The organism is Pedobacter roseus, from assembly GCF_014395225.1.
Classification (GTDB): Bacteria; Bacteroidota; Bacteroidia; order Sphingobacteriales; family Sphingobacteriaceae; genus Pedobacter; species Pedobacter roseus.
In genome coordinates this window covers 3,671,076-3,694,663 of record NZ_CP060723.1, presented here as the reverse complement: position 1 = coordinate 3,694,663, position 23,588 = coordinate 3,671,076, and the positions used below count along the sequence as shown (strand labels likewise).

The window sequence follows — 23,588 nt, the reverse complement described above, 5'->3', positions numbered from 1 at the left end:
CTCAATCCTTCACTCATTAGTTATAAAGCAAATATTTTTTACGCATGGTTTTATAGGCGCTTAACCCCGGTTCCCAGCTGGCCCTTATTTCTGCTTCACTTTTTCCGTCGATTACCTGTTGCCTAAAATCGGCCACGCCAACCAATCTTTCAATTGTACCCATTTCTTTGCTCAGTTTGGTGTTAAAAAAATCTTCTTTCCGTGGCGAAGCTTTGTATAGTTCAATTAACCAGCTAATGTTTACCTGTTTTGATTTTATTAATTCGGCAGTATCGTATTTTCTCAAATCCAGGCCATAACATACCTGATCCTGGAATAAAGGTGTTTCCGACATGCCTTTGATACTTTTCGGTGTAAAACTGAAATCAAATTTGCCTTTAAGGTAAGGCGCGCCAACAATGGTAAAAGGGAACATCGTACCGCGGCCATGGTTTAAATAAGTACCCTCAAACAAACAGGTAGAAGGATAAAGTAAAATAGCCTGCTGGGTATTCAGGTTGGGAGATGGTTTAACCGGTAAAACATACTCCATGTCATGATTGTAACTGGCATTTTTGATAATCGTGATTTTGCATTTCACCTTATCCTTTAACCAGCCTTCGCCGTTTAACATCTGTGCATATTCGCCAACGGTTAAACCATGCGCAATGGGAATGGGCTGTACACCAATACCCGATTTAAATTTAGGATCTAAAATTGGCCCGTCTATTAAATAACCGTTTGGGTTTGGGCGGTCTAAAATCAACAGCGGTTTATTGTTTACTGCACAAGCTTCCATTACGTGCTGTAAGGTATTGATATAGGTGTAAAAACGTACGCCCACATCCTGGATATCAAAAACCATAATATCAATATCAGCAAGGTCTTCGGCCGTAGGCGTACTATGTTTACCGTAAAGCGAAATAGCCTTAATACCGGTTTTCGCATCTACATCATCATTAACCGTAACGCCGGCACTTGCATTGCCCCTAAAGCCATGCTCAGGACCAAATATTTTCTGAATTTTAATGCCACGTTTTAACAGGCTGTCAACCGAGGTTTGCTCACCTATAACCGAAGTGGGGTTAACCACCATGCCCACACGTTTGCCTTTTAATAAAGGAAGGTATTTTTCGGTCTGCTCGGCACCTGTTTTTAAATTCGATGGCAGTTTTGGAGTCCTGATCATCAATTTTCTATTTTCAGGGCTTTTTTTGCCAAGAACTTCCTGATCAAGCGGTTTTGGTTGTCCACAGGCCGATAAGGCGATTAAACTCATTAAAGCAAAGCTGATGTATTTTTTCATTTTCAATATTATTCTAATCTTCCGGTACGATAACAAAACAATTTACCCGATATTTTGATTTAAGCTATTGGTGTTTGGCTGTTATAACTCGATTCTTGATCTCTAAAGTTGGTTATTTATTTCCGAAAATGCCATTTTTAAAAAGGAATTGAGCATTTTTGTTACTTAACAAATAGATTAAATTGAACTTCGAATATTTCATAGCAGGGCGGATAGCCATTAAATCTGAGCGTACCTTTTCAAAACTGATTGTCCGCATTGCCATTGCAGGCGTGATGTTGAGTTTGGCTGTTATGATCCTCTCCATTGCCATCATAAAGGGTTTTAAAACGGAAATACAGGATAAAGTGAGGGGTTACCTGGGCGATGTACAGATTACACGCTACGACCTGAACAATTCTTTTGAGCATTCGCCTTTCGTATTGGATGCTGAAACCCAAAAAATGCTCAAAACCAACCGTGATATTGAGTTTTATTATCCTTTCGCTACAAAACCGGCCATTCTTTCGGCCAATAGTGAAATTGAGGGCATCAATTTTAAGGGCGTAGATAAAAGTTATCAATGGGATTATATCAAACAGCATATCATTAGTGGTACAATTATCGATTTTTCAGACAGTACGGCTGCCATGCAGGAGCTGTTGATTTCGAATTATACGGCCAAACGTTTGAAACTCAAAACCGGCGATGATTTCATCATGTATTTTGTGCAGAACCAGCTCCGTCCGCGGAAATTTAAAATTGTTGGTGTTTACGATATTGGCGTGGAGGATATTGATAAAGGATTTGTTTTGGGCAACCTGAATATCATCAAACGCTTAAATAACTGGCAGCCTGACGAAATTGGAGGTATTGAAATCCGGATTAAAGATTTTAACAAGCTAAAGCCGGCTGCGGATAATATTTTCGAAAAACTGCCGCCGAATTTACGTTCCTATTCTATTGAAGAAAACTTTCCGAATATTTTTACCTGGCTGGGCCTGCTTGATGTAAACACCAATGTAATTTTGAGTTTAATGTTAATTGTGGGCGTAATCAACATGGTTACGGCACTGTTGATCATGATTTTGGAACGTACTAATATGATCGGGATGTTAAAATCTTTTGGCGCCAGCAACTGGAGCATCATGAAGATTTTCCTTTACAACTCTGCTTATCTGATTGGAATTGGTCTTTTGTTGGGGAATATATTGGGCTTGGGCTTGGGTTTCTTACAGCAATCAACCCATATATTTAAGCTAAACCAGGCCTCGTACTTTTTAGCGTATGCGCCTATCGAATTTCACTTTATAGATGTATTGCTGCTGAATGTAATTACGGTTGTGGTTTGTTTAACGGTTTTGATTATTCCTTCGCTGTTGATCAGCAAGGTTTCTCCGTTAAAGGCCATCAGGTTTAAATAAAAAAAACTTGGGTCACCAGACAGATCAAATCCGGTGCCCAAGCAAACCTAAACCTAAGCTCTTGTTAACTCAATTTATATTTGTATTAATTTCTTTTTAAAATGTATTCGTAACTCATTGTAGCGTATGATGTAGCCGGATCGATGTTGGTTTGGGGTTTCGCTCTTCTTTTTAATGTTAAATCTGCTCCACTGCTTCTAATATCGTATTCGCCGTTTAAAATCATGTTCCAATCGAAATCCGCTGTCCAAACACCTTCATCAGCAAAATAGCCAGTGCCGTTTTTAAAATTATAAGTGCCTTTACCACTCAATGATTTTAAGGTAGAACCAACATCTGATGTAACATTAAATTTGCCATCTTTTAAAGAAATAGAAATCTGACGGGTTACCGGAACCGATTTAACACTGTTGGTTACTACAAGTACGCCGGTATAATTGCCATCCATTAAAACATCAACACTTGTTGGTTTTTTACAGCCGAAAGACAGGAAAATGGCAAATAAGAGAACACAGATTTGAACTTTCATACCCCTTAAACGGAGGTCAAAACCAAAACGCTACAGTTAAATTTAAATCCAGTCTGTTTCTTGTACACCCTGAATAAATTCGGTGTGTGGCTCGAGGTTAAGATAAGGATAGGTAACCTTTGAGAGGTATAAGCCTGTTGGATGGGCGGGCAATGATAGTTTGGAGGGCTTTAAGCTGATCAGTTCACTTTCAAATTCATCATGGCTAAGTTCTCCTTTACCAACCATTATTAATTTACCCATAATGATGCGGATCATTTTGCCCAAAAAACGATTACTGGCAATATGAAACCTAAACCGGTTGCCTTTAGGATTTACAAATAAACCGGCTTCCATTACGTTACAAATGGTATGCTCGTATTTATCCGGATGCGTGCAAAAAGCCCTGTAATCTTTGTATTGGGGTAAGAGTTTTACAACGGCTTTCATTTTATCAAAATCAAGGTTGTTTAACTGATAAAAGGAACTTTGCGTACTTAAAAAGGGATCTTTAAAGGTGTGTACAAAATAATCGTATTTCCGCTGTACGGCATCGAAACGGGCATGGGGCTTTCCTTCCATTTTAATAATGTCGAATACCGCAATATTATATGGCAATGCTTTGTTCAGGATGTAGAGCAGATCGAAATCAATTTCTTTTTCAATATCAGCATGAAAAAAAAACTGACTTGCATGTACGTGCGCATCTGTGCGGCCACAGCCATTAATGGCAATAGGCGATTTTAAAATTTTAGAAAGTGTTTGCTCAATAACTTCCTGAACGCTTTTAACCCCGGGTTGTTTTTGCCAGCCACTGTAGTATTGACCCTGATATGCAATATGGAAGAAGTATCTCATTATTTCGGTGCAATTTTACGGAAATTTTAGCAGCAGGAATATTAAATCCTATTTTTGCACGGTAAAATTTAATCATGGATTTAATAAATTGTCCCTGCGGAAGCGGCATTACCTATCAGCATTGTTGCCAGCCTTACCATTTAAGTTTGAAAAATGCACCAACAGCCGAAGCGTTAATGCGATCGAGGTATTCGGCATTTGTGACGGCCAATGCCGGTTATCTTTACGAAACTACCCATAACAGCAAAAGAAAAAACCACTCAAAAAGCGCTTATTTAAACAGTGCAAAAAATACCAAATGGCTTAAACTCGAAATTATTTTTTCTGCTTTTGATGTGGTGGAGTTTAAAGCCTATTACCTGAATAAAAAGTTTCAGACAGAGGTACTGCACGAAAAATCCAATTTCAGGTTAGAAGATGGGCGCTGGTATTATGTAGACGGGGTTTTTTACTCATAATAAAAACTCACTAATATTATCCGGCGTAATCACTTTTGTTTCTACACCATCATAAGCATCCAGAAATGTTTTTGGAAATCTTGCCTTAGCTTTTGAATTCCACTTAATTTCGTAAGCATTCATTAAACCATTCCGTTCTTCAATATAATCTATTTCTTGCTGTGCATGTGTACGCCAAAAGTATTGGTTACAGTTAATTTTATTATAAGCAAGGAATTTGACCCTTTCACTAATCACAAAGTTTTCCCAGAGCGCTCCGATATCCTGCCTTAACATCGCCGGGCTGAATTGATTAATCACTGCGTTTCTGATCCCATTATCGTAGAAATATATTTTCCGGCTCTTTTTTAGTTCATTTCTTAAATTTCTACTTAATGATCCTAGTCTGAATACGATAAATGCTTTTTCAAGTAGATCGATGTATTTCTCAGTGGTTTGATTATCCAAACCGGTTAACTGTCCTAATTCGTTATATGATACTTCATTCCCTACCTGAAAAGCCAATGCCTGGACTAATTTTTCCATTTTATCGGGCTTTTGTATTTTCTCCCACGTTAGGAGATCTTTATACAGATAACTATCTGATAATTGCTTCAGGCGTATTTCTTCTTCTCCGGGATTGTTTACGATTTCGGGATAGTAGCCATAAACCAGGCGTTGGTTTAATAATCTTTTTTCGGTAAGTAAACCATGTTCTTCTACCATTTCTCCGAACGAAAAAGGAAAAAGATTGTATTCCCATTTTCTACCGGTAAGTGGCTCGTTGATATGGTTGGCCAATTCAAAGGCTGAAGAACCCGTGGCAATTACTTTTACATCTTTAAGCTGATCGATAATTAATTTGATCGAGATGCCTATGTTATCGATTCTTTGGGCCTCATCAATAATTAATGTTTTTGATTTTCCCAAAAGAGAGCGTAATAAAGTAGAAGTAGTATTGGAAAGTATGGTTCTGATATCTGTATCATCACCATTCCACCACATTACAGGTTGAGCAAATTTAGAAGATAACTGTTGTAAGAGCGTACTTTTTCCCACTTGTCTTGGACCTAAAAGGATAATTGCCTTTTCGTCTTTAAGGTGCTTTTCAATGGAACTGGATATTGCTCTAGAAATCATATTCGCAAATTTAATATAAATTTTGCGAATGTAATCGCAAATCTAATATAAATTTTGCGATTTTACTCCTTTTAGCTATAACTTTTTTGCCTCATTCCAATATACATCCATTTCAGTAAGTGTCATATCTGCAAGGGCTTTACCATTTTCTTTCGCTTTGGTTTCGAGGTATTGGAAACGTTTGATAAACTTCTTGTTGGTTTTTTCTAAAGCGTTCTCAGGATTAATATTAATGAAACGCGCATAATTAATCAGCGAAAAAAGTACATCACCAAATTCTGATTCAGCCTTTTCTATATCAATTGCCGTATTATCTGCAACATTAAATTCGGCTTTAAATTCCTGTAGTTCTTCTTCTACTTTTTCCCAAACCTGGTTTTTATCTTCCCAATCGAAGCCTACTCCACGGGCTTTTTCCTGTATGCGTGCGGCTTTAACCAGCGCGGGTAGCGAAGATGGAACACCAGCCAATACAGATTTATTGCCTTCTTTTAGTTTAATCTGCTCCCAGTTGCGTTTTACATCTTCCTCGTTTTGTACTTCAACATCACCATAAATATGTGGGTGACGGTTAACCAGTTTATCGCAAACCCCATTTAACACATCGGTAATGTTAAAATCGTTGGTTTCGGAGGCAATTCTAGAATAAAAAGCCAGATGCATCATCACGTCGCCTAGTTCCTTTTTAATTTCATCTAAATCGCCCTCCAAAATGGCATCGCTCAGCTCATAAGTTTCTTCTATCGTTAAATGGCGCAGGGTTTCCATGGTTTGTTTTTTATCCCAGGGGCATTGCGTGCGCAAAGTATCTAAAACGGTAAGTAAGCGTGTAAAAGCATCAGCAGGATTATTTGCAGTGGCAGGAATCGGGTTGTTTGGCATGTCTTGTTATTAAGGTAATTATCGGATGCTAAAATACCAAACCCAGCCGATTAAGAAAAGCTGAAAAGGTATCCTAAACCATAAATATTTTGGTCCAGGGCCGGGTTTATACAGATTTTCGTAATTAATACGGTGTTTTGCCGCATAAATATTGGCAGGTAAAATGGCAATGTAAAAAATAATCAACGCAATTCCTGTGTAATACCGGGTACTGTCTACCGTTAAACCTACGGCAAATAAAATTTCTAATACTCCGGTAAAAAGCACAATTTCTACCTTTTTAGGGATAAATAATGGAATCATGGCCGCCATGCTGGTTTTAAACTTAAAATGCCCGATAGCAGTAAAAAGTAACATCACACCCATGGCAATATTGCCGGCAAAAATATTTCCTTTATCAAACGTAGTGTGACCGCCAAATGCTAAAAGTGCAACATATACAATGATGAGTACAAATAAAGGTTTCATGAATAATAGTTACCTTATTTTATGAGGTTAAATGCAATTAATATGGTTGCAACAAATAAAATGACCAGGCCGGATAAAAAGATGAAATCTGCAACTTTTTCTAACCTCTGACTGGAAGTTTTAACTCTTCGCATGGCGGTGAAAGATAAGATGCAACTAGTCATAAAAAACATCACGGCTGCTACCGCAAACTCATCAATCAGCGAACCATCAGTAAGTGCCAGTTTTTTTAAAGAGGTAAGTACAATGAAGCAAATTCCTAAGAGATTAGCCGAGGTGCTTAAAATATGTGGCGATCTGTTTTCGGCCATTTTAATCTTTTTCCTCTAATTTAATCTTTTTAGTGATCCGGTAAACACGTTTCTTTTTGTCGGGTTTATGTTCCTCGCCCATTAAAATACCCCAGGGTTTGAGGTTATCTACCCGGTCGAATATGATTTTTAGCATGGCCAGATAAGGGATACATAAAAACATACCGGAGATGCCCCAGATCATTTCGCCAACCACAATACCGATAAATGCAAACAAGGCATTGATTTTTACTTTCGAACCAACCACCAATGGCATTAAAACATTTCCATCTATGGCATGTACGCCTACAAAAGCGATTAAAACCAATAATACTTTACCTGCACCAGCTGTTGCGAATGTAATTAAACAGCTTACCAGCAATGCAAAGAATATACCGAGGTAAGGCACCACATTAAAAATGCCGGCTACCAAACCCAGTAAAACGGCATATTTAACGCCTAACAAACTGAGTACGGTAATCATTAATACGGTAACAATCAACATTTGTAAGAACAAACCGATGATGTATTTCTTGATGATATATTGAATCTGACTTACAATTTCGGTTACTTTTTCTTTATGTTCTTCTCTAAAAACGGAAGTTAAAAAGGTAAATAAAACCCTGCGGTAATTTAAAATGAAGAAAGTAAACAATAGTGTAAAACCTAAAAATAATAGGGTAGAAGATAGGGTAGCCAAAGTTGTGGCTACAATTGCAGCGCTGGTTGCCAGTGCCTTTTCTGTACTATCATTTAAATAATCGAGTTGTTTCTGAGAGTTTACGCCAAAAGTATGCGAAATCCATTTCTGCAGTTCGTGGTATGAAACATTGGCTTTTTCTTTTAATAACGGCCAGTCTGCCCATAAATCACTCAGCTGATTGCCAAAAAAGTAAATAATGCCACCAATTACGGCGATCATCAAAATTACTGAAACCAGGGTTGATAAACTCCTCTTAAATTTTAGCTTGTGTTCTAAAAAATTACCTACTGGCAGTAATAAGATCGCCATTAAAAAAGAGAAAAGCAAGGGCGCCAACAAAGATTGGCCTAAAATGGCGATGTATGTTAAACTGATTAAACAGAAAAGGACCAAAGCCAGTTTGGGTAGAAATGATAGTTTTTCTTTCATATATTTTAAAATCCTGTTTAATACAAAATGCCCGAGTAATTGTTTGATTATTCGGGCATTTAAATATAAGAGATTATTTTTTAATATCTACTCGCCTGGTCTAAAAGTGAAATATCTTCAGGTGATAATTTCAGGTTAGCCGCATCGGTGAAAGATTTTAGCTGACTTAGATCGGTAACACTGGCAATTGGGGCCGTAATCGAGGGGTGATAAATTAACCAGGCCAACGCTACAGAAGCCGGTTCAACATGGTGTTTGTCTGCAACCTGATCCAGCGCGTCTAAAATCCTAAAGCCACGGTCGTTCATAAATTTTTTAACGCCACCGCCCCTTTGACTTTTCTTTAAATCATCTTCGCCGCGGTATTTTCCCGTTAAAAAACCACTGGCTAAAGAATAATACGTAACTACACCCAGGCCATGTTCTAAACAGATTTTTTCATGTTCCTGTTCAAATTCTTCTCTATCGTAAAGGTTGTAGCCAGGTTGGTAAACCTCATAACGTGGAAGGCTATGCTCGCTTGAAGCGAGCAGCGATTCTTTTAACCGATCAGCAGAAAAATTTGAAGCACCAATCCAGCGTACTTTTCCGGCTTTAATCAGTGTTTCATAAGCACCTAAAGTTTCTTCAACCGGAGTGCTTTCGTCATCAAAGTGAGAAAAATAAAGGTCAATATAATCGGTTTGTAAACGGGATAAAGAATGTTCCACTTCATTAATGATGTAATCTTTTTTCAACGATTTCCCCTGGCCCATATCTGACCCAACCTTTGTGGCGATAATAATATCGTGACGTTTGTTCTGTTTTTTGAGCCAGTTGCCGATGATCGTTTCCGATTCGCCACCTTTATTTCCCGGCACCCAGCGAGAATATACATCGGCGGTATCGATAAAATTAAATCCGCTTTCTATAAATTGGTCTAATATTTTAAATGATTTTTGCTCGTCGATTGTCCAGCCAAAAACATTTCCTCCAAATACAATGGGTGCAATATTTAAATCGGTTTTTCCTAAGGTTCTTTTTTCCATAATATGAATGTTGATGTTATGCTAACAAATTATATAGGCTGTGGTTTTTTACCGCAGTCTGAATTATGTCAAAATGATATCTATGTTTTTAACCGCAAAGGCACGAAAACACAAAGGTGAACGGGAAGAGGGAAAAAAGTTGGGAGACTATTCTTTTGAAATTTTATCTTCGGACTTTCGGACTCCCTACATCGGACTTTACCCCATCATCCATCTTACATTTTACGTCCTTTACATTCCTTTAACCGCTCTCAGCATTTCTCTTTTCCCTGGTGCACCCGGTAGTTTTTCGATGGTAAATCCGCAGGCTTTCACTGCTCTTTTCAATTTTCCGGTAATGGCGTAGGTTACAAAAGTGCCACCCGGTTTTAAGAAACTGCAGGCGTGGGCTATAATTTCGTCGCTCCACATTTCGGGTTGGTGCTGAATAGAGAAAGCATCATAATAAATGATATCAAACTTTTGGTCGGTTTCGTATTCGGCCAGGGTTGTATGCGGAATTTCCAAAGTGCTGAGCGGTGTGAGTTTTTGAGGTACTGTTAATGCATTGGGGTAATTATTAATAAAATCAAACCAAATACTTTCAGGAACATAAGCAGAATAAGCTGTTTGTTCGATGACCTCGCTCGTTAGCGGAAAGGCCTCTATACTGGTATAATTAAGGTTAATCTTGTTCGCTTCACAATATTCGAAGCTTAAAATAAAGTTCAGTCCGGTTCCAAAACCCACTTCTAAAATGGAAATTTCAGCTTGTTTAGCGGAAGCGAATTTTAAACCTGCATCAATAAATACATGTTTGCTTTCTTGCAGGGCGCCATGTTTACTATGATAATGTTCGCCTATGGTTTCGTTATAAAGTGTATTAGAACCATCGGCAGTAGGGGTGATAATATTCATGGGCTATGATTTATTTATTTTTAAAGGTAATGGTGCAAATATAGGAACAGGATTGATAGGTTTTTTGGATTTCCAGGATCATAGGAACAGGATTTATTTGATTTTAATATTTTTAAGATCAATTTGCGGTTCCTGGATTTAATCATTTAAAGATCAAATTTGTCTTTATACTTCTGTCTTGATACTTTTATCTTGCTACTTCTGTCTTTAGTCTTTCCGCTTTCACCTTTAATTTTTTGTTACTAGCTTTGATCTTACCTAAAACCTAAATATGGATATCGAATCTTTCAGAGAATATTGTTTGAGTTTGCCCGGCACCACAGAAGGGATGAAATGGGAACATTTATGTTTTATGATAGAGGAAAAGATCTATGTCATTATTGCTATTGATGAAGGTAACCGTTTTTCGATCAAATGTAATCCTGATGACTTTGAGGAGCTGGCAGCGAGGGATGGCATTGCGCAGGCTTACCATCTGGCCAAAAGACAATGGATCCAGATAGAAAATTTAGAGGTTTTAAATGATAAGGAGCTTAAAAGCAGAGTGGCTGATTCGAGGGCGATGGTTTTGGCTAAACTCCCTAAAAAAACACAGGCAAAATACGCTTAAGTTTTTCAGATCTATACCAGTTTCTTCAATGCCATGATATAACCGATGTGCATACCTTCATGGAAGGGAATAAAATTTATGGCATCTTCTATCGTGTTTAGTTTCATACCGTAACGTTTATCCCAGTGATCGAAGGTTACAAAAATCCCATTTGTATAATCTGTTGCCAAACGGTCGATACTATTTAAAAGTACGTCGAAGATTGAATCAATTTCTTCTTTTTCGATAAAATGATCTGGCTTTGTTCCGCTTAAAAATGGAGCGAAATATTTTTCTTCAACAGTTACCGTTAAACCCGATCTTACATAACAAAGGTTTTGCTGGGTTGCAGTAAGGTGTGCAATATTCCAAATGATGTTATTGTTAAAGCCCGCTGGGATTTTATTTAACTGTTCAGTACTTAAGTCTTTTACAAGTTCTATAATAAACGTTCTGGTCTTTTTTATCTGCGTAATGGTGGCTAATGTATCAGGCATTGGAGTTATTGTTTCGGCGCTTGCTTTTTCATTTCTTCCTCATTCTTAAACTCTTTCGATTTCATGATGTTGAATTTGTACATATCTTCAACGCCTACCAGTTTTCGGGTGCATTTTTCAATATCAGTACCTTCCTGCCACAAATACGGACGGAAACTATAAGTTTTGCTTCCGTCTAAATTACCGATAAACTGATTCCATGAACTCCAGCGCAGGCCTTTGTAAAATTTGGAAAGGTCGCTATCGAAACAGAAAACAAGAAATTCGCCATAACCAGCACCTAATGGCTGCCAGGTTAAACTGTTCGGTTCAAGATAATATACATTTTTGATGTCTTTGCCTAAACCGCCATAATTAATGGCAAAGAAACCGCCAATAGCATCATCGGCAATTAAAAGGTAGGGCATATTATCGCCATATTCCTCAAGCGTTTTTCCTTTGTTCCATTCGGCAATGTTACGGTTAAGTTTTTCGCTACCCGAGCCTAAAATCCTGATCCAGCCATCATCGACCAAAATACCCCCCGTATTGTAAATTACCGATCCCAATGTGGCATAAGTAGTCATTTGTGCGTTATATAAAACCTCTTTTGCCTTCGCTGAATCAACTGGCAATACTTCAACCTTATTTTTGGCAGAATCGATCCATTTTTTTACCAGTGGCCACGCAGGATCTGTTTTATTGATTAATTTTTCAATACTGATCAATTTATTCTCCTGAGCAAAACCTGTGAAAGAAAATAAAGTTAAACCGAGGATAAAGAGAGATTTGATTGTGCTTTTCATTGAAGGATACTTATGTTTTTTCAAAGATAGAATGATAATTAAGAATTGTCGAAAGGAGTAGGGTTAATTTTTTGTTCGTGGGGATACAAACCAAGGGGCATCGTGCAGGAGGTTGTTACCATCTTCCCCTTATAAAACAAAACGTCCCGAAAATGATCGGGACGCTTGCAATATAGGGATGATATATATAATTAAATTTTAAGTTTAGGGGAGAAAACCTTAAGCCTTACACCCTCCACCTTTTAACCTTCAACCTCAAAACTACCACATTCTAATCCTATCCTCTGGTTTTTTATATAATTTATCGCCAGGTTTAACATCAAATGCATTATACCAAGCATCCATGTTAACCGGAGCACCAATAGTGCGGTACGGACCTGGAGAGTGTGGATCGGTTTTAATTAACTGAGCAGCACTTTCTGGTAAAATATTGCCTCTCCAAACCTGTGCCCAGGCCAAAAAGAAACGCTGGTCAGGTGTAAAACCGTCAATTTTTTCATTGCTCTGACCTTGTTTAGTCATTTTGAAAGCCGTGTAAGCAGCATTTAAACCACCTAAATCGCCTATGTTTTCGCCCATGGTTAATTTGCCAATTACGTGCACAGTGTCTAATACAGTGTAACCATCAAACTGCTCGCCTAAAGCTTTGGTTTTAGCATCAAATTTAGCTTTGTCTTCCGCTGTCCACCAGTTTTTTAAGTTACCTGCAGCATCGTACTGACTTCCGCTATCATCAAAGCCATGGCTCATTTCGTGACCGATTACGGCACCAATACCACCATAATTAACTGCATCATCAGCGTTAGGATCAAAGAAAGGGAATTGTAAAATTCCGGCAGGAAAAACAATTTCGTTCAAGGTTGGGCTGTAATATGCATTAACGGTTGGAGGCGTCATACCAAAACGTTTACGGTCAACAGGTTTACCCAATTGATCAACCATTTCGTTATAACCCCAAACACTTGCATTACGTAAGTTTTGGAAGTAAGTGCCTTTATTGATCGTTAAACCATCATAGTTTTTCCATTTTTCAGGATAACCTACTTTAGGTGTAAATGCATGTAGTTTAGCCAATGCTTTTTGTTTGGTTTCAGGGCTCATCCATTCTAAACCATTAATCCTGATTTCAAAAGCTTTACGCAGGTTCACAATCATCTGGTTCATACGCTCCTTAGCCTCAGGTTTGAAATACTTAGCTACATAAAGCTGACCCAATAATTCGCCAATGGTGCCATCAGTTAATGATGACATGCGTTGCCAGCGTGGAGTTTGTACCTTTTGACCAGTTTGCGCTTGTGTAAAAGCAAAACTTGCCTTAACAAAAGGAGAACTTAAGCTTGATGCCGAACCTTTTAAAATGTTCCATTCCAAATAAGTTTTCCAATCTTCAACCGGAACCGATTTCAACATGCCATCTAAGCTAGCCATAAATTTAGGCGAAGAAACCAAAACCGTATCCTGGTTTTTGATTTTGAATTTAGGCAGATAGGTTGTCCAGTTAATATCCGGTGTTTTTTTATTTAACTCAGCAACAGTAAGTTTGTTATAGGTCGCGTAAGGATCACGCATTTCTAAACGGCTCATTTGCGCTTCTGCAAACTGTTTTTCAATTTTATAAACTGTTGCAGCTTTTTGTTTGGCCTCTTCAGGAGAACTTCCTGTTAAGGTAAACAAGGTAACCATATAAGTATTGTATGCCTCGCGGATTTTAACACTACGGGCATCATCTTTCAGGTAATAATCACGGTCGGGTAGGGTTGTGCCGCCCTGACCAATATTAACCATGTATTTATTTACATTTTTACGATCCTGGCCAACACCTAAACCAAACATTCCACCGCCTAAACCATTGGTTCTCATATAAGCCACCTGATCTAAAACACCTGGAATATCTTTAATTTGTTTCACTTTCGCCAAATCAGCTTTTATAGGCGTATAACCTAATTTTTCGATGGTTACGCTATCCATAGCCGCAGTGTAAAAATCGCCAACCCTGCGTTTTACCGAACCCGAAGGAGCAGATTTATCTGCAGCAGCATCCTCAACCAAAGATTTTACGGCATTGATATTAAAATCGCGAAGCTCGTTAAACGAACCCCAGCGTGTTTCTTTAGCCGGAACAGGATTGTTTTTTACCCACGTACCACTTGCGTAGGTGTAGAAATCATCGCCTGGCTTAACGGATAAATCCATGTTTGCAGGGTCGATAAATTTTTTTGTTTGTGCATTTGCAGAAAAGCCAGCAGCGACTATACCCAGTGCCGCAAAATATCTTTTCAAATTTTGGTATTTCATTCGCTTAATAAGTTAGTATCATGATGCGAAATTTATGAAATACAAATCAATACTGATGCAATATATTAAGAATATTACTTGTTAAACCAGTAGTAGATTTTTGCTAAGCCAAGCCGCCTAATAAGTTCGGATGCCGAAAATGGGATTTTTATAGATTTCATGATTTTTAAATCTTTTATACAGTATTAACATTTTTTAACAAATTTTATTGTGTGCTTGTAAAAATTATTGCTATTAAGAATGATTCGGGATAAACCATTTAATTTTCCATAAATTTGAAAATGCTTACCCAAACCTCGCAGGTTTTCGAAACCTGCGAGGTTTATTAAATAATCTATAGAATATATTTAGTATACAATATAATGAGCCATTCCCACAATAAAGAAGATAGCTGTTGCAGTAGTAAAGCGCATTCCGCACCAATACATAATCACGATCACGGGCATTCGCACGATGATGGCGATGATCATGACCACGATCATGGTGGAGACCCATCTTCATTTAGAACCTATTTGCCTGCCATTATAACATTGGCAATGCTGTTAATTGGGGTTGCCTTTGATAATCTTTTTAAGGTTCCTGCATTTCAGATTATTAGACCTTACTGGTACATTGTAGCTTATCTTCCTGTAGGTATTCCGGTTTTGCGTGAGGTTTGGGAAACTTTTAAAGCGAAGGATTTTTTTACCGAGTTTTCGTTGATGTCTATCGCTACCATTGGCGCTTTTGCTATTGGTCAATACCCTGAAGGCGTAACGGTAATGCTATTTTATACCATTGGCGAACTGTTTCAGATGGCTGCGGTAAACCGTGCAAAAAGAAATATCAAAGCTTTGCTCGATGTGCGTGCCGATGTGGCCCATGTATTCCGCAATGGAAAATACGAGGCTATTAATCCCGAAAAGGTAGGAATCGGCGAAACCATTCAGGTTAAAGCAGGAGAGAAAATCCCTTTAGATGGCGAGCTGCTCAGTGATAAAAGCAGTTTTAATACTGCTGCATTAACAGGCGAGAGTAAACCTCGTACCATTAATAAGGGAGAAGCCATTTTAGCCGGAATGCTCAATTTAGATAAAGTGATTGAGGTTAAAGTAACCAAGGCTTTTGCTGATAGTGCCCTGTCGCGCATATTGGAAATGGTTCAAAATGCCACTACACGTAAAGCTAAAACCGAACTTTTTATCCGCAAGTTTGCAAAGGTTTATACGCCAATTGTTTTCTTTTTGGCATTGGCACTGGTTACCATCCCGATTTTGATTTTAGGCAGCGAATACAACTTTCAAACCTGGTTGTACCGGTCGCTGGTATTCCTGGTAATTTCATGTCCATGTGCTTTGGTTATTTCTATTCCGTTGGGTTATTTTGGAGGAATCGGTGCAGCCTCTGCAAATGGAATTCTGTTTAAAGGCTCTAATTTCCTCGATCTGATTACTAAACTCAATACCGTGGTAATGGATAAAACCGGTACGCTTACTAAAGGTGTTTTTAGTGTGCAGCAGGTAGAAAGCAGTATGGATGAAAAGGAATTTTTAAATCTGTTAACGGCTGTAGAAGCAAAATCAACACACCCGATTGCCAAAGCCATTGTAGCCTATTCCGGCGATAAAGAAATCCATCCTGCAGAAAATATTGAAGAAATAGCCGGAATGGGCTTAAAAGGAACCGTAAATGGTAAGGTTGTTTTAGCTGGTAATGTTAAACTACTGGAAAAATTTAAAATTGGTTTTGATGCTAAAATCAAAAATATTGAAGAAAGTATTGTCGTTGTAGCCGTTGATCAACAATATGTTGGTTATGTTTTAATTGCCGACGAAGTAAAAGAAGATGCTGCCGAAGCCATCAAACAGTTGCATGAAAATGGAATAAAACAGGTGGTAATGTTGAGTGGTGATAAAACCACTATTGTTAAAAAAGTAGCCTTAAGTTTGGGGATCGATACTTATTATGGCGATTTATTGCCTGAAGATAAAGTGGCCCGGCTAGAAGAAATCAAAAAAGATAGAACAAAGGTGGTGGCATTTGTAGGCGATGGCATAAATGATACCCCTGTTTTGGCCATCAGCGATATTGGTATCGCGATGGGTGCAATGGGAAGTGATGCTGCCATTGAAACAGCTGATGTGGTGATTCAAACCGACCAGCCCTCAAAAATAGCAACTGCGATTAAAATCGGTAAAGCAACTAAGAATGTGGTAATCCAGAATATTGTTTTGGCCTTTGCGGTAAAAGCAATTGTTCTAGTTTTAGGTGCAGGAGGAATAGCAACCATGTGGGAAGCTGTTTTTGCCGATGTTGGTGTAGCACTTTTGGCTATTTTAAATGCAGTAAGGATACAGAAAATGAAGTTTTTTTAATGGGTTAATTGTTTAAATTGATTAACTGATATAGGAGCATTCTAACTAAAGCGTTGATTTTATTGATCATTAGTTCATTAGCCATTGGTTGATGTGCTAGTTGCTTATTGTGAGCTGGTTCTGGATGATGTTTTGAGGATGTGTAAAATAATTTATCACTTTCAATACTAAGCAATTTAGTATGTTTGGTTATGTCGAAAAAAACAGTTCCATATCCAGTTTTAGATGAAATCGATGAACCTGTTAGGCAGTTCAATGAACTTGATGCTTCATTAACTTACAGCTACGCTAACTATTTAAACTGGCTTTTCCCTGAAAGGGTAGAGCTAATTGCAGGTAGAATCTTTAAGATGAGTCCTGCGCCATCAAGTTTTCACCAATTGATTACAGGAAAAATATACCGCAGGTTAGGTAATTTTCTCGAAAAACAACTCTGTAAGGTTTTTATTTCTCCATTCGATGTCCGTTTTCCAAAGAAAAGCAAAGCCGATAAATCTATTTTTACCGTTTTACAGCCCGATATCTTTGTCTTATGTGATAGAAACAAAATTGATGCCCGTGGTTGTGTAGGCGCACCCGATCTTATTGTAGAGGTTTTGTCCCCAGGCAATACCAAAATGGAGCTGCTTTATAAATACCGTGTTTACGAAGAATTTGGTGTTAAAGAATATTGGGTGGTGAGCCAAAGCAATCAGAACATTTTAATTTACACTTTAAACGATATCGGTAAATTCCAACCCTCTAAAATATTTACCCTCAGTGAAAAAATTACTTCATCTGTATTGCCTGGTTTTGAACTGGCCTTGGATGATGTTTTTGAGGATATGTAAAATAATTTATCACTTTCAATACTAAGCAATTTAGTATGTTTGGTTATGTCGAAAAAAACAGTTCCATATCCAGTCCTAGATGAAATTGATGAGCCCGTTAGGCAGTTCAATGAACTTGATGCTTCATTAACCTATAGCTACGCAAGTTATCTGAAATGGCTTTTCCCTGAAAGGGTAGAGCTGATTGCTGGTAAAATCTTTAAGATGAGTCCTGCGCCATCAAGGATACATCAAACAGTATCTATCAATCTGTTAAAGCCCTTAATCAATTTTTTAGATGGCAAACCCTGTAAAGTTTATGCCGCGCCATTTGACGTCCGTTTTCCGAAAGAAAGTAAAGCTGATAAAGATGTATTTACGGTATTACAACCCGATATCTGCGTAATTTGTGATAAAAATAAGTTAGATGCCCGTGGCTGTATTGGCGCGCCTGATCTGGTAGTTGAAATCTTATCACCAGGCAATACCAAAATGGAACTACTTCATAAATACCGCGTTTATGAAGAATTTGGCGTTAAAGAATATTGGATAGTGAGCCAAAGCGATCAGAATATTTTAATTTACACCTTAAATGATATCGGTAAATTCCAGCCCTCTAAAATATTTACCCTCAGTGAAAAAATTACTTCATCTGTATTGCCCGGTTTTGAACTGGCCTTGGATGATGTTTTTGATGATATAGATTAACACATTTTTCTTCTGATTTTTGAGTTGAGCCGGAATTAAAAAACATAATAGCGGCTAATACGCATATCAGTACAAAGTTATATTCAATGCCGTTTCTTCCACCGCCTACTACAAACCAGCCTTCTTTAAAGTGGACCATGATGATGCCCATAATCAGCACAAAAATGGTTGCAAAACATGCCAGGCGGATGTATTTATTGATCACCAAAAGTACCGCACAAACAATATGCGAAAGTTTAATCGTCCAGGCAATAACTACTCCAAAAGGCGCAAATCCTACTTTATTCAGGTAAAAATTCCCAAAATCATTAATTTCTCCGTCAAATATACCTAAAACACTGTGCGACAGTAAAATTATAGCGATTGTTAAGCGTAAGATGACATAGCCAATTTTGAAGTTTTTAGTATTCATGGTAGTTTAGGAGATGCATTATACTAAAATACAATTATCTATTCAGATTTATGGTGTTAGATGTTCCCAGCTGGCACTGAATTAATATTTATTCTTTTTGCCACGGAAATACGGAATTCACAGATTAAATTCTGTTTAAAACATCTTTAATGATTGCACAACCCAATGTTTCTAAACCTGATTGAAGTGTAAAGCCCGCAATCCCGATTCTTTACCGATGAATCGGCACTAAATTAGCATCGGGAGAGGACTTGTAACGTAAAGCAGGACTAACCTTAAAATGGAATGCTGTATCTGCTTTCCGAAAAATAAAACAATCCACGGAAGAGAGGAATGTTAAAGATACATTGATACTGCTTTGCTCTTTCACTCTACTCTCCTTTGGTCTTTCAGCTTAATTAGCTATTTTTGAACTTTTAATACATTCATGAGCATATCCACCAAGTACAATCCTGCAGAAACAGAAGATAAATGGTATAGCTATTGGCTATCTAAAAAGTTTTTTCATTCAGAACCCGATGAGCGTGAACCTTACACCATCGTAATTCCGCCACCAAACGTCACAGGTGTACTGCACATGGGGCACATGCTCAACAATACCATTCAGGATGTTTTGATCCGTAAAGCCCGTATGCAAGGCAAAAATGCATGTTGGGTACCAGGAACTGACCATGCGTCGATTGCAACCGAAGCAAAAGTTGTAGCGATGTTAAAGGAACAGGGCATTAATAAAAAAGACCTTTCGCGCGAAGAATTTTTGAAATATGCGTGGGAGTGGAAAGAAAAATACGGTGGTATTATTTTAGAACAGTTAAAAAAACTGGGTGCAAGCTGCGATTGGGACCGTACCCGTTTCACCATGGAAGAAGATCTTTCTGAAGCGGTGATCGATTCGTTTATCCATCTCTACAAAAAAGGATGGATTTACCGCGGTATCCGTATGGTAAACTGGGATCCGGCAGGTAAAACGGCTGTTTCTGATGAAGAAGTAATCCGGAAGGAAGTAAATCAGAAATTATATTATATAAGATATACTATTGTTGGCGATACGACTTCGGACTCCGGACTTCGGACTCCGGACTACCTTGTTGTTGCAACCACACGTCCGGAGACGATTATGGCCGATGCTGCAATCTGTATCAACCCTAACGACGAACGTTTTACGCATTTAAAAGGCAAAAAGGTTTTTGTGCCTTTGGTTAATCACGAAATTCCGGTTATTGAAGATGAATATGTAGATATCGAATTTGGTACGGGCTGTTTAAAAGTTACGCCAGCGCACGATCTGAACGATTACGAACTGGGCGTTAAACATAACTTACCGGTTACCGATATTCTAAATGATGACGGGACTTTAAACGAGCTGGCGGTTATTTTGGTGGGCGAAGACAGGTTTGTTGCCCGTAAAAAGATCGCTAAAATGCTGGAAGAGGCTGGTCATTTAGAAAAAGTGGAAGATTATAAATCGCAGGTTGGTTTCTCTGAACGTACAGATGCCGCTATCGAACCAAAACTTTCGATGCAGTGGTTTGTGAAGATGAAAGAGATGGCACAGCCAGCTTTGGATGATGTGCTGAATGGTGAAGTAAACCTGATCCCGAATAAATTTGAGAATACCTACCGCCATTGGATGGAAAATGTTCGCGATTGGAACATTAGCCGTCAGTTATGGTGGGGACAAAGAATCCCGGCCTGGTACGATGATAAAGGAAACTGGGTGGTAGCCAAAACAAAAGATGAAGCTTTAGAAGAATTCTGGAAGAAGAAACATCTCGACGAAAGCTGCTCTGATACTGAAAAAGCAGGATTTAAACATCAGTTGGAACCGTTTTTAAGACAGGATGATGATGTAATGGATACCTGGTTTTCATCATGGTTATGGCCGATTTCGGTTTTTGATGGATTTAAAAATCCTGAAAATAAAGACATCAACTATTATTATCCAACCAACGATCTGGTTACTGCACCTGAGATTTTATTCTTCTGGGTAGCACGTATGATTATGGCCGGACATGAGTTTATGGGCAAAAAACCATTTACTAATGTGTACTTAACAGGGATTGTTCGCGATAAATTAGGTCGCAAGATGTCTAAATCGCTGGGTAACTCACCTGATCCGATCGGATTGATTGAAAAATATGGTGCGGATGCAGTTCGTGTGGGGATGTTAATGTCATCTCCTGCAGGAAACGATTTGATGTTCGATGAAAGCTACTGCGAGCAGGGACGTAATTTCGCCAGCAAAATATGGAATGCTTTCCGTTTGGTAAAAGGGTGGGAAGTGGATGAAAATCTTGCAAATCCAAATAAGCAGGCCATTTCGTGGTTTGAAAATCGTTTCAACGAAGCATTGGTAGAAATTGAAGCTAACTTTAAACAATACCGTTTATCGGAAGCATTAATGATCACTTACAAACTGGTTTGGGATGATTTCTGTGCCTGGTATCTAGAAATGGTTAAACCTGCTTATCAACAGCCGATTGATGCCGAAAGTTATAAAGCGACCATTGCCTTTTTCGAAAATATCATCAAATTATTGCACCCGAATATGCCTTTCATCACAGAGGAATTATGGCATGATGATCTTTTCGCCGACCGTGGTGAACTGGATTGCTGTATCGTAGCCGAATTCCCTAAAGGTGGTGCTTTCGACGAGAAATTGTTGAAGGAAGCAGAGGTAATTAAAGCAATTATAGCCGAAATCAGGAATGTGAGGAATCAGAAACAGATTTCTCCTAAAGAAGCCTTGCCATTAAATATTAAGGTAAATTCTGATCTGGATTACGAAAAATGGTTAAATATTGTTTTCAAATTGGCCAACGTATCAGAAGCGGAGATTGTAAACGATAAAATTGTTGGCGCAACTGCTTTTATGGCTGGCAAGGATGAATTTTTCATCCCGCTGACCGAAAATATTGATGTAGAGGCCGAACGTGAGCGTTTAAATGCCGATTTGATATATTTACAGGGCTTTTTAAAGTCGGTTGATTCGAAATTAAGCAACGAACGCTTTGTACAGAATGCAAAACCTGAAATTATTGCCAACGAACGTAATAAAAAAGCCGATGCTGAAGCAAAAATCAAAATTATTGAAGAAAGTTTAGCAGTTTTAGGTTAATAATTACCTCACAAACCTATAAGGTATTTAAAAACCTTATAGGTTTTAAATAATCCCTTTAGAAAAAATTCTAAAGGGATTTCTTTTTTTCATCCATTCCCCATCTTACTTCTTACTTTTTCCATCTTCCATTCCACATCTCCATTCCTTTCTAAATTGTTACCTAAGCCCATCCATTTATTAAACTAAAAATCCTAATTTGGATTCTGTTAAACACCTTATAAATCGTTTAACATATAAGCTATCTAACCTTATTTAAACCGTTTTATTCTATGGAAAATTCCAGAAGAAAATTCATCAAACAATCAGCAATATTTGCTGCGGCAACCTATGCGGGTACCATGGGCATGAGTGCCAAAAGTTATGGCCGCATTATTGGCGCTAACGATAGGGTACGCGTAGGTGTTGTTGGATTTTCTGACCGCTTTAAAGACACCCTTTTGCCTTGTTTCCTGAACCACAACAAGGAGCTGAATTTCGATATTGTTGGCCTTTCCGATCTTTGGAACTACCGTAGGGATCTGGGCATTGCGCATTTAAAGGCAAAGTTTGGACATGATATTAAAGCTTGTCGCAATAACGATGAACTTTATGCTACAAAAGATCTTGATGCCGTAATTATCAGCACAGCCGATTTTCAGCATGCTTTACACACCATCGAAGCGGTAAAAGCCAGTTGCGATGCTTATGTAGAAAAACCTTTTGCCGAAACCATGGATGATGCCAAGGCTGCATTCAAAGCAGTTAAAGCGAGCAAACAAATTGTTCAGATTGGTTCGCAGAGAAGGAGCGGAGAGAATTACACCAATGCGGCAAAATTTATTCAGGATGGAAAATTCGGGCCTATCACCGCGGTAGATCTGGTTTGGAATGTAAACCAGCCGGGCAGGTGGCGCCGACCAGATTTGGTTGCTAAATTAAAAGAAGAGGACATTGATTGGAAAAGATTTTTGTTAAACCGCCCCAATGAGGCATTCGATCCAAGAAAATATTTAGAATACCGCTTGTTCTGGCCATATTCTTCGGGTATGCCCGGTCAGTGGATGAGCCACCAGATTGATACTGTACACTGGTTTACCAATTTAAAACATCCTCGCAGTGTAGTGGCCAATGGTGGTATTTATACCTGGAAAGATGGCCGTAGAAACTGGGATTCGATGGTTGCCGTATTCGATTATGGTCAGCCAGATTCAACTGATGGTTTTCAGGTAACCTTTACTTCGCGTATGCAGAATAGTGTGGGTGATGTAGGCGAGGTTTACTATTCAAACGGTGGTGAGCTGAATTTAATTACCAATAAAGTATCGCCAAAAGGAGGATTAAGGCAGCAGGAAGCCTCAGCAATGGGCATGAAAGCCAATCTCTTACCAGAGTTTGATCTGAGCAAAACCGAAGTTAAAGCCGCAACTGGTGCCAATATGGGTGGCGATGCCTTAACCTCAGGCCACATGCGCAACTGGATGGAATGTGTACGTAGCCGTAAAACACCTAATGCCCCTGTTGAAGCCGGTTATTCGCACTCTATTGCCAACATCATGACCAATGCCGCCGTAAGAACCGGTGCAAAAGCAGTTTTCGATGAAGGCAAACAAGAAGTAATTGCAAACGGAAAAGTATTTAAATATTAGCGTACCGTCATTGCGAGGAAGAATGACGAAGCAATCTTTTTTGCAGACAAACTGTTTTCCCGAAG

Annotated in this window: 22 protein-coding genes; 8 read left to right on the top strand and 14 right to left on the bottom strand. The window is 38.5% G+C overall.

What is annotated here, in order from left to right:
• Positions 1–16: 16 nt before the first annotated feature.
• A complete protein-coding gene (locus H9L23_RS15270) occupies positions 17–1,285 on the bottom strand; it encodes an exo-beta-N-acetylmuramidase NamZ family protein (protein WP_187591226.1) in 1,269 nt (422 codons plus the stop codon).
• A 182-nt stretch (positions 1,286–1,467) separates the two neighbouring features.
• On the opposite strand from H9L23_RS15270, the gene H9L23_RS15265 reads away from it, so the two are divergent.
• Complete coding sequence (locus H9L23_RS15265; RefSeq protein ID WP_187591225.1) at positions 1,468–2,688, top strand: ABC transporter permease; 1,221 nt, start codon at positions 1,468–1,470, stop codon at positions 2,686–2,688.
• Between the two features lie 85 nt (positions 2,689–2,773).
• Here the strand turns inward: H9L23_RS15265 and H9L23_RS15260 are convergent, their stop codons facing one another.
• A complete protein-coding gene (locus H9L23_RS15260; RefSeq protein ID WP_187591224.1) occupies positions 2,774–3,217 on the bottom strand; it encodes a hypothetical protein in 444 nt (147 codons plus the stop codon).
• Between the two features lie 42 nt (positions 3,218–3,259).
• Positions 3,260–4,054 carry a tRNA pseudouridine synthase A gene (locus H9L23_RS15255; protein ID WP_187591223.1) on the bottom strand — a complete coding sequence of 265 codons (795 nt, stop codon included), beginning with the start codon at positions 4,052–4,054 and terminating at the stop codon, positions 3,260–3,262.
• A gap of 74 nt (positions 4,055–4,128) precedes the next feature.
• On the opposite strand from H9L23_RS15255, the gene H9L23_RS15250 reads away from it, so the two are divergent.
• Positions 4,129–4,512 carry a YchJ family protein gene (locus tag H9L23_RS15250; RefSeq protein WP_246474703.1) on the top strand — a complete coding sequence of 128 codons (384 nt, stop codon included), beginning with the start codon at positions 4,129–4,131 and terminating at the stop codon, positions 4,510–4,512.
• Here H9L23_RS15250 and H9L23_RS15245 read toward each other — a convergent pair.
• The 7 genes from H9L23_RS15245 to mnmD all read right to left on the bottom strand — a co-directional run bounded on the left by H9L23_RS15245 (position 4,507) and on the right by mnmD (position 10,328).
• Complete coding sequence (locus H9L23_RS15245) at positions 4,507–5,631, bottom strand: ATP-binding protein (RefSeq protein WP_187591222.1); 1,125 nt, start codon at positions 5,629–5,631, stop codon at positions 4,507–4,509. The two genes, H9L23_RS15250 and H9L23_RS15245, sit on opposite strands and share 6 nt — an antisense overlap.
• 75 nt (positions 5,632–5,706) lie before the next feature.
• The gene (gene mazG, locus H9L23_RS15240; RefSeq protein WP_187591221.1) at positions 5,707–6,513 is read right to left on the bottom strand and encodes a nucleoside triphosphate pyrophosphohydrolase; all 807 of its coding nucleotides are present in this window, start codon (positions 6,511–6,513) and stop codon (positions 5,707–5,709) included.
• Between the two features lie 18 nt (positions 6,514–6,531).
• Positions 6,532–6,981 carry a DoxX family protein gene (locus H9L23_RS15235; RefSeq protein WP_187591220.1) on the bottom strand — a complete coding sequence of 150 codons (450 nt, stop codon included), beginning with the start codon at positions 6,979–6,981 and terminating at the stop codon, positions 6,532–6,534.
• A 14-nt stretch (positions 6,982–6,995) separates the two neighbouring features.
• Complete coding sequence (locus H9L23_RS15230) at positions 6,996–7,292, bottom strand: hypothetical protein (protein WP_187591219.1); 297 nt, start codon at positions 7,290–7,292, stop codon at positions 6,996–6,998.
• A 1-nt stretch (position 7,293) separates the two neighbouring features.
• A complete protein-coding gene (locus H9L23_RS15225) occupies positions 7,294–8,403 on the bottom strand; it encodes an AI-2E family transporter (RefSeq protein WP_187591218.1) in 1,110 nt (369 codons plus the stop codon).
• Between the two features lie 80 nt (positions 8,404–8,483).
• The gene (locus H9L23_RS15220; RefSeq protein ID WP_187591217.1) at positions 8,484–9,431 is read right to left on the bottom strand and encodes an aldo/keto reductase; all 948 of its coding nucleotides are present in this window, start codon (positions 9,429–9,431) and stop codon (positions 8,484–8,486) included.
• 231 nt (positions 9,432–9,662) lie between these two features.
• Positions 9,663–10,328 (bottom strand): tRNA (5-methylaminomethyl-2-thiouridine)(34)-methyltransferase MnmD, encoded by a 666-nt coding sequence (mnmD, locus tag H9L23_RS15215; RefSeq protein WP_187591216.1) that lies wholly within the window; start codon positions 10,326–10,328, stop codon positions 9,663–9,665.
• Positions 10,329–10,599: 271 nt separating this feature from the next.
• On the opposite strand from mnmD, the gene H9L23_RS15210 reads away from it, so the two are divergent.
• Positions 10,600–10,938, top strand: coding sequence for an MmcQ/YjbR family DNA-binding protein (locus H9L23_RS15210; RefSeq protein WP_187591215.1), 339 nt, complete (start codon positions 10,600–10,602; stop codon positions 10,936–10,938).
• An 11-nt stretch (positions 10,939–10,949) separates the two neighbouring features.
• On the opposite strand, the gene H9L23_RS15205 is transcribed toward H9L23_RS15210, so the two are convergent.
• From H9L23_RS15205 to H9L23_RS15195, 3 genes are all read right to left on the bottom strand, one after another.
• Entirely contained in the window at positions 10,950–11,414 is a 465-nt protein-coding gene (locus H9L23_RS15205; protein WP_187591214.1) for a DinB family protein, read from the bottom strand.
• 5 nt (positions 11,415–11,419) lie between these two features.
• The gene (locus H9L23_RS15200; protein WP_187591213.1) at positions 11,420–12,199 is read right to left on the bottom strand and encodes a DUF2625 family protein; all 780 of its coding nucleotides are present in this window, start codon (positions 12,197–12,199) and stop codon (positions 11,420–11,422) included.
• Between the two features lie 261 nt (positions 12,200–12,460).
• The gene (locus H9L23_RS15195) at positions 12,461–14,494 is read right to left on the bottom strand and encodes a M13 family metallopeptidase (RefSeq protein ID WP_187591212.1); all 2,034 of its coding nucleotides are present in this window, start codon (positions 14,492–14,494) and stop codon (positions 12,461–12,463) included.
• Positions 14,495–14,856: 362 nt separating this feature from the next.
• On the opposite strand from H9L23_RS15195, the gene H9L23_RS15190 reads away from it, so the two are divergent.
• The 3 genes from H9L23_RS15190 (at position 14,857) to H9L23_RS15180 (ending at position 18,365) form a co-directional block, all read left to right on the top strand.
• Complete coding sequence (locus H9L23_RS15190) at positions 14,857–16,848, top strand: heavy metal translocating P-type ATPase (RefSeq protein ID WP_187591211.1); 1,992 nt, start codon at positions 14,857–14,859, stop codon at positions 16,846–16,848.
• Positions 16,849–17,039: 191 nt separating this feature from the next.
• Positions 17,040–17,678, top strand: a complete 639-nt coding sequence (locus tag H9L23_RS15185; RefSeq protein ID WP_187591210.1) for a Uma2 family endonuclease — start codon at positions 17,040–17,042, stop codon at positions 17,676–17,678.
• A gap of 45 nt (positions 17,679–17,723) precedes the next feature.
• Positions 17,724–18,365 carry a Uma2 family endonuclease gene (locus H9L23_RS15180; protein WP_187591209.1) on the top strand — a complete coding sequence of 214 codons (642 nt, stop codon included), beginning with the start codon at positions 17,724–17,726 and terminating at the stop codon, positions 18,363–18,365.
• On the opposite strand, the gene H9L23_RS15175 is transcribed toward H9L23_RS15180, so the two are convergent.
• Positions 18,301–18,777, bottom strand: coding sequence for a DoxX family protein (locus H9L23_RS15175; protein ID WP_187591208.1), 477 nt, complete (start codon positions 18,775–18,777; stop codon positions 18,301–18,303). The two genes, H9L23_RS15180 and H9L23_RS15175, sit on opposite strands and share 65 nt — an antisense overlap.
• 427 nt (positions 18,778–19,204) lie before the next feature.
• Between H9L23_RS15175 and H9L23_RS15170 the strand changes: the two genes are divergently transcribed.
• Both H9L23_RS15170 and H9L23_RS15165 read left to right on the top strand, forming a co-directional pair.
• Positions 19,205–21,895, top strand: a complete 2,691-nt coding sequence (locus H9L23_RS15170; RefSeq protein ID WP_187591207.1) for a valine--tRNA ligase — start codon at positions 19,205–19,207, stop codon at positions 21,893–21,895.
• 272 nt (positions 21,896–22,167) lie between these two features.
• Complete coding sequence (locus tag H9L23_RS15165) at positions 22,168–23,523, top strand: Gfo/Idh/MocA family protein (RefSeq protein WP_187591206.1); 1,356 nt, start codon at positions 22,168–22,170, stop codon at positions 23,521–23,523.
• Positions 23,524–23,588: the final 65 nt, after the last annotated feature.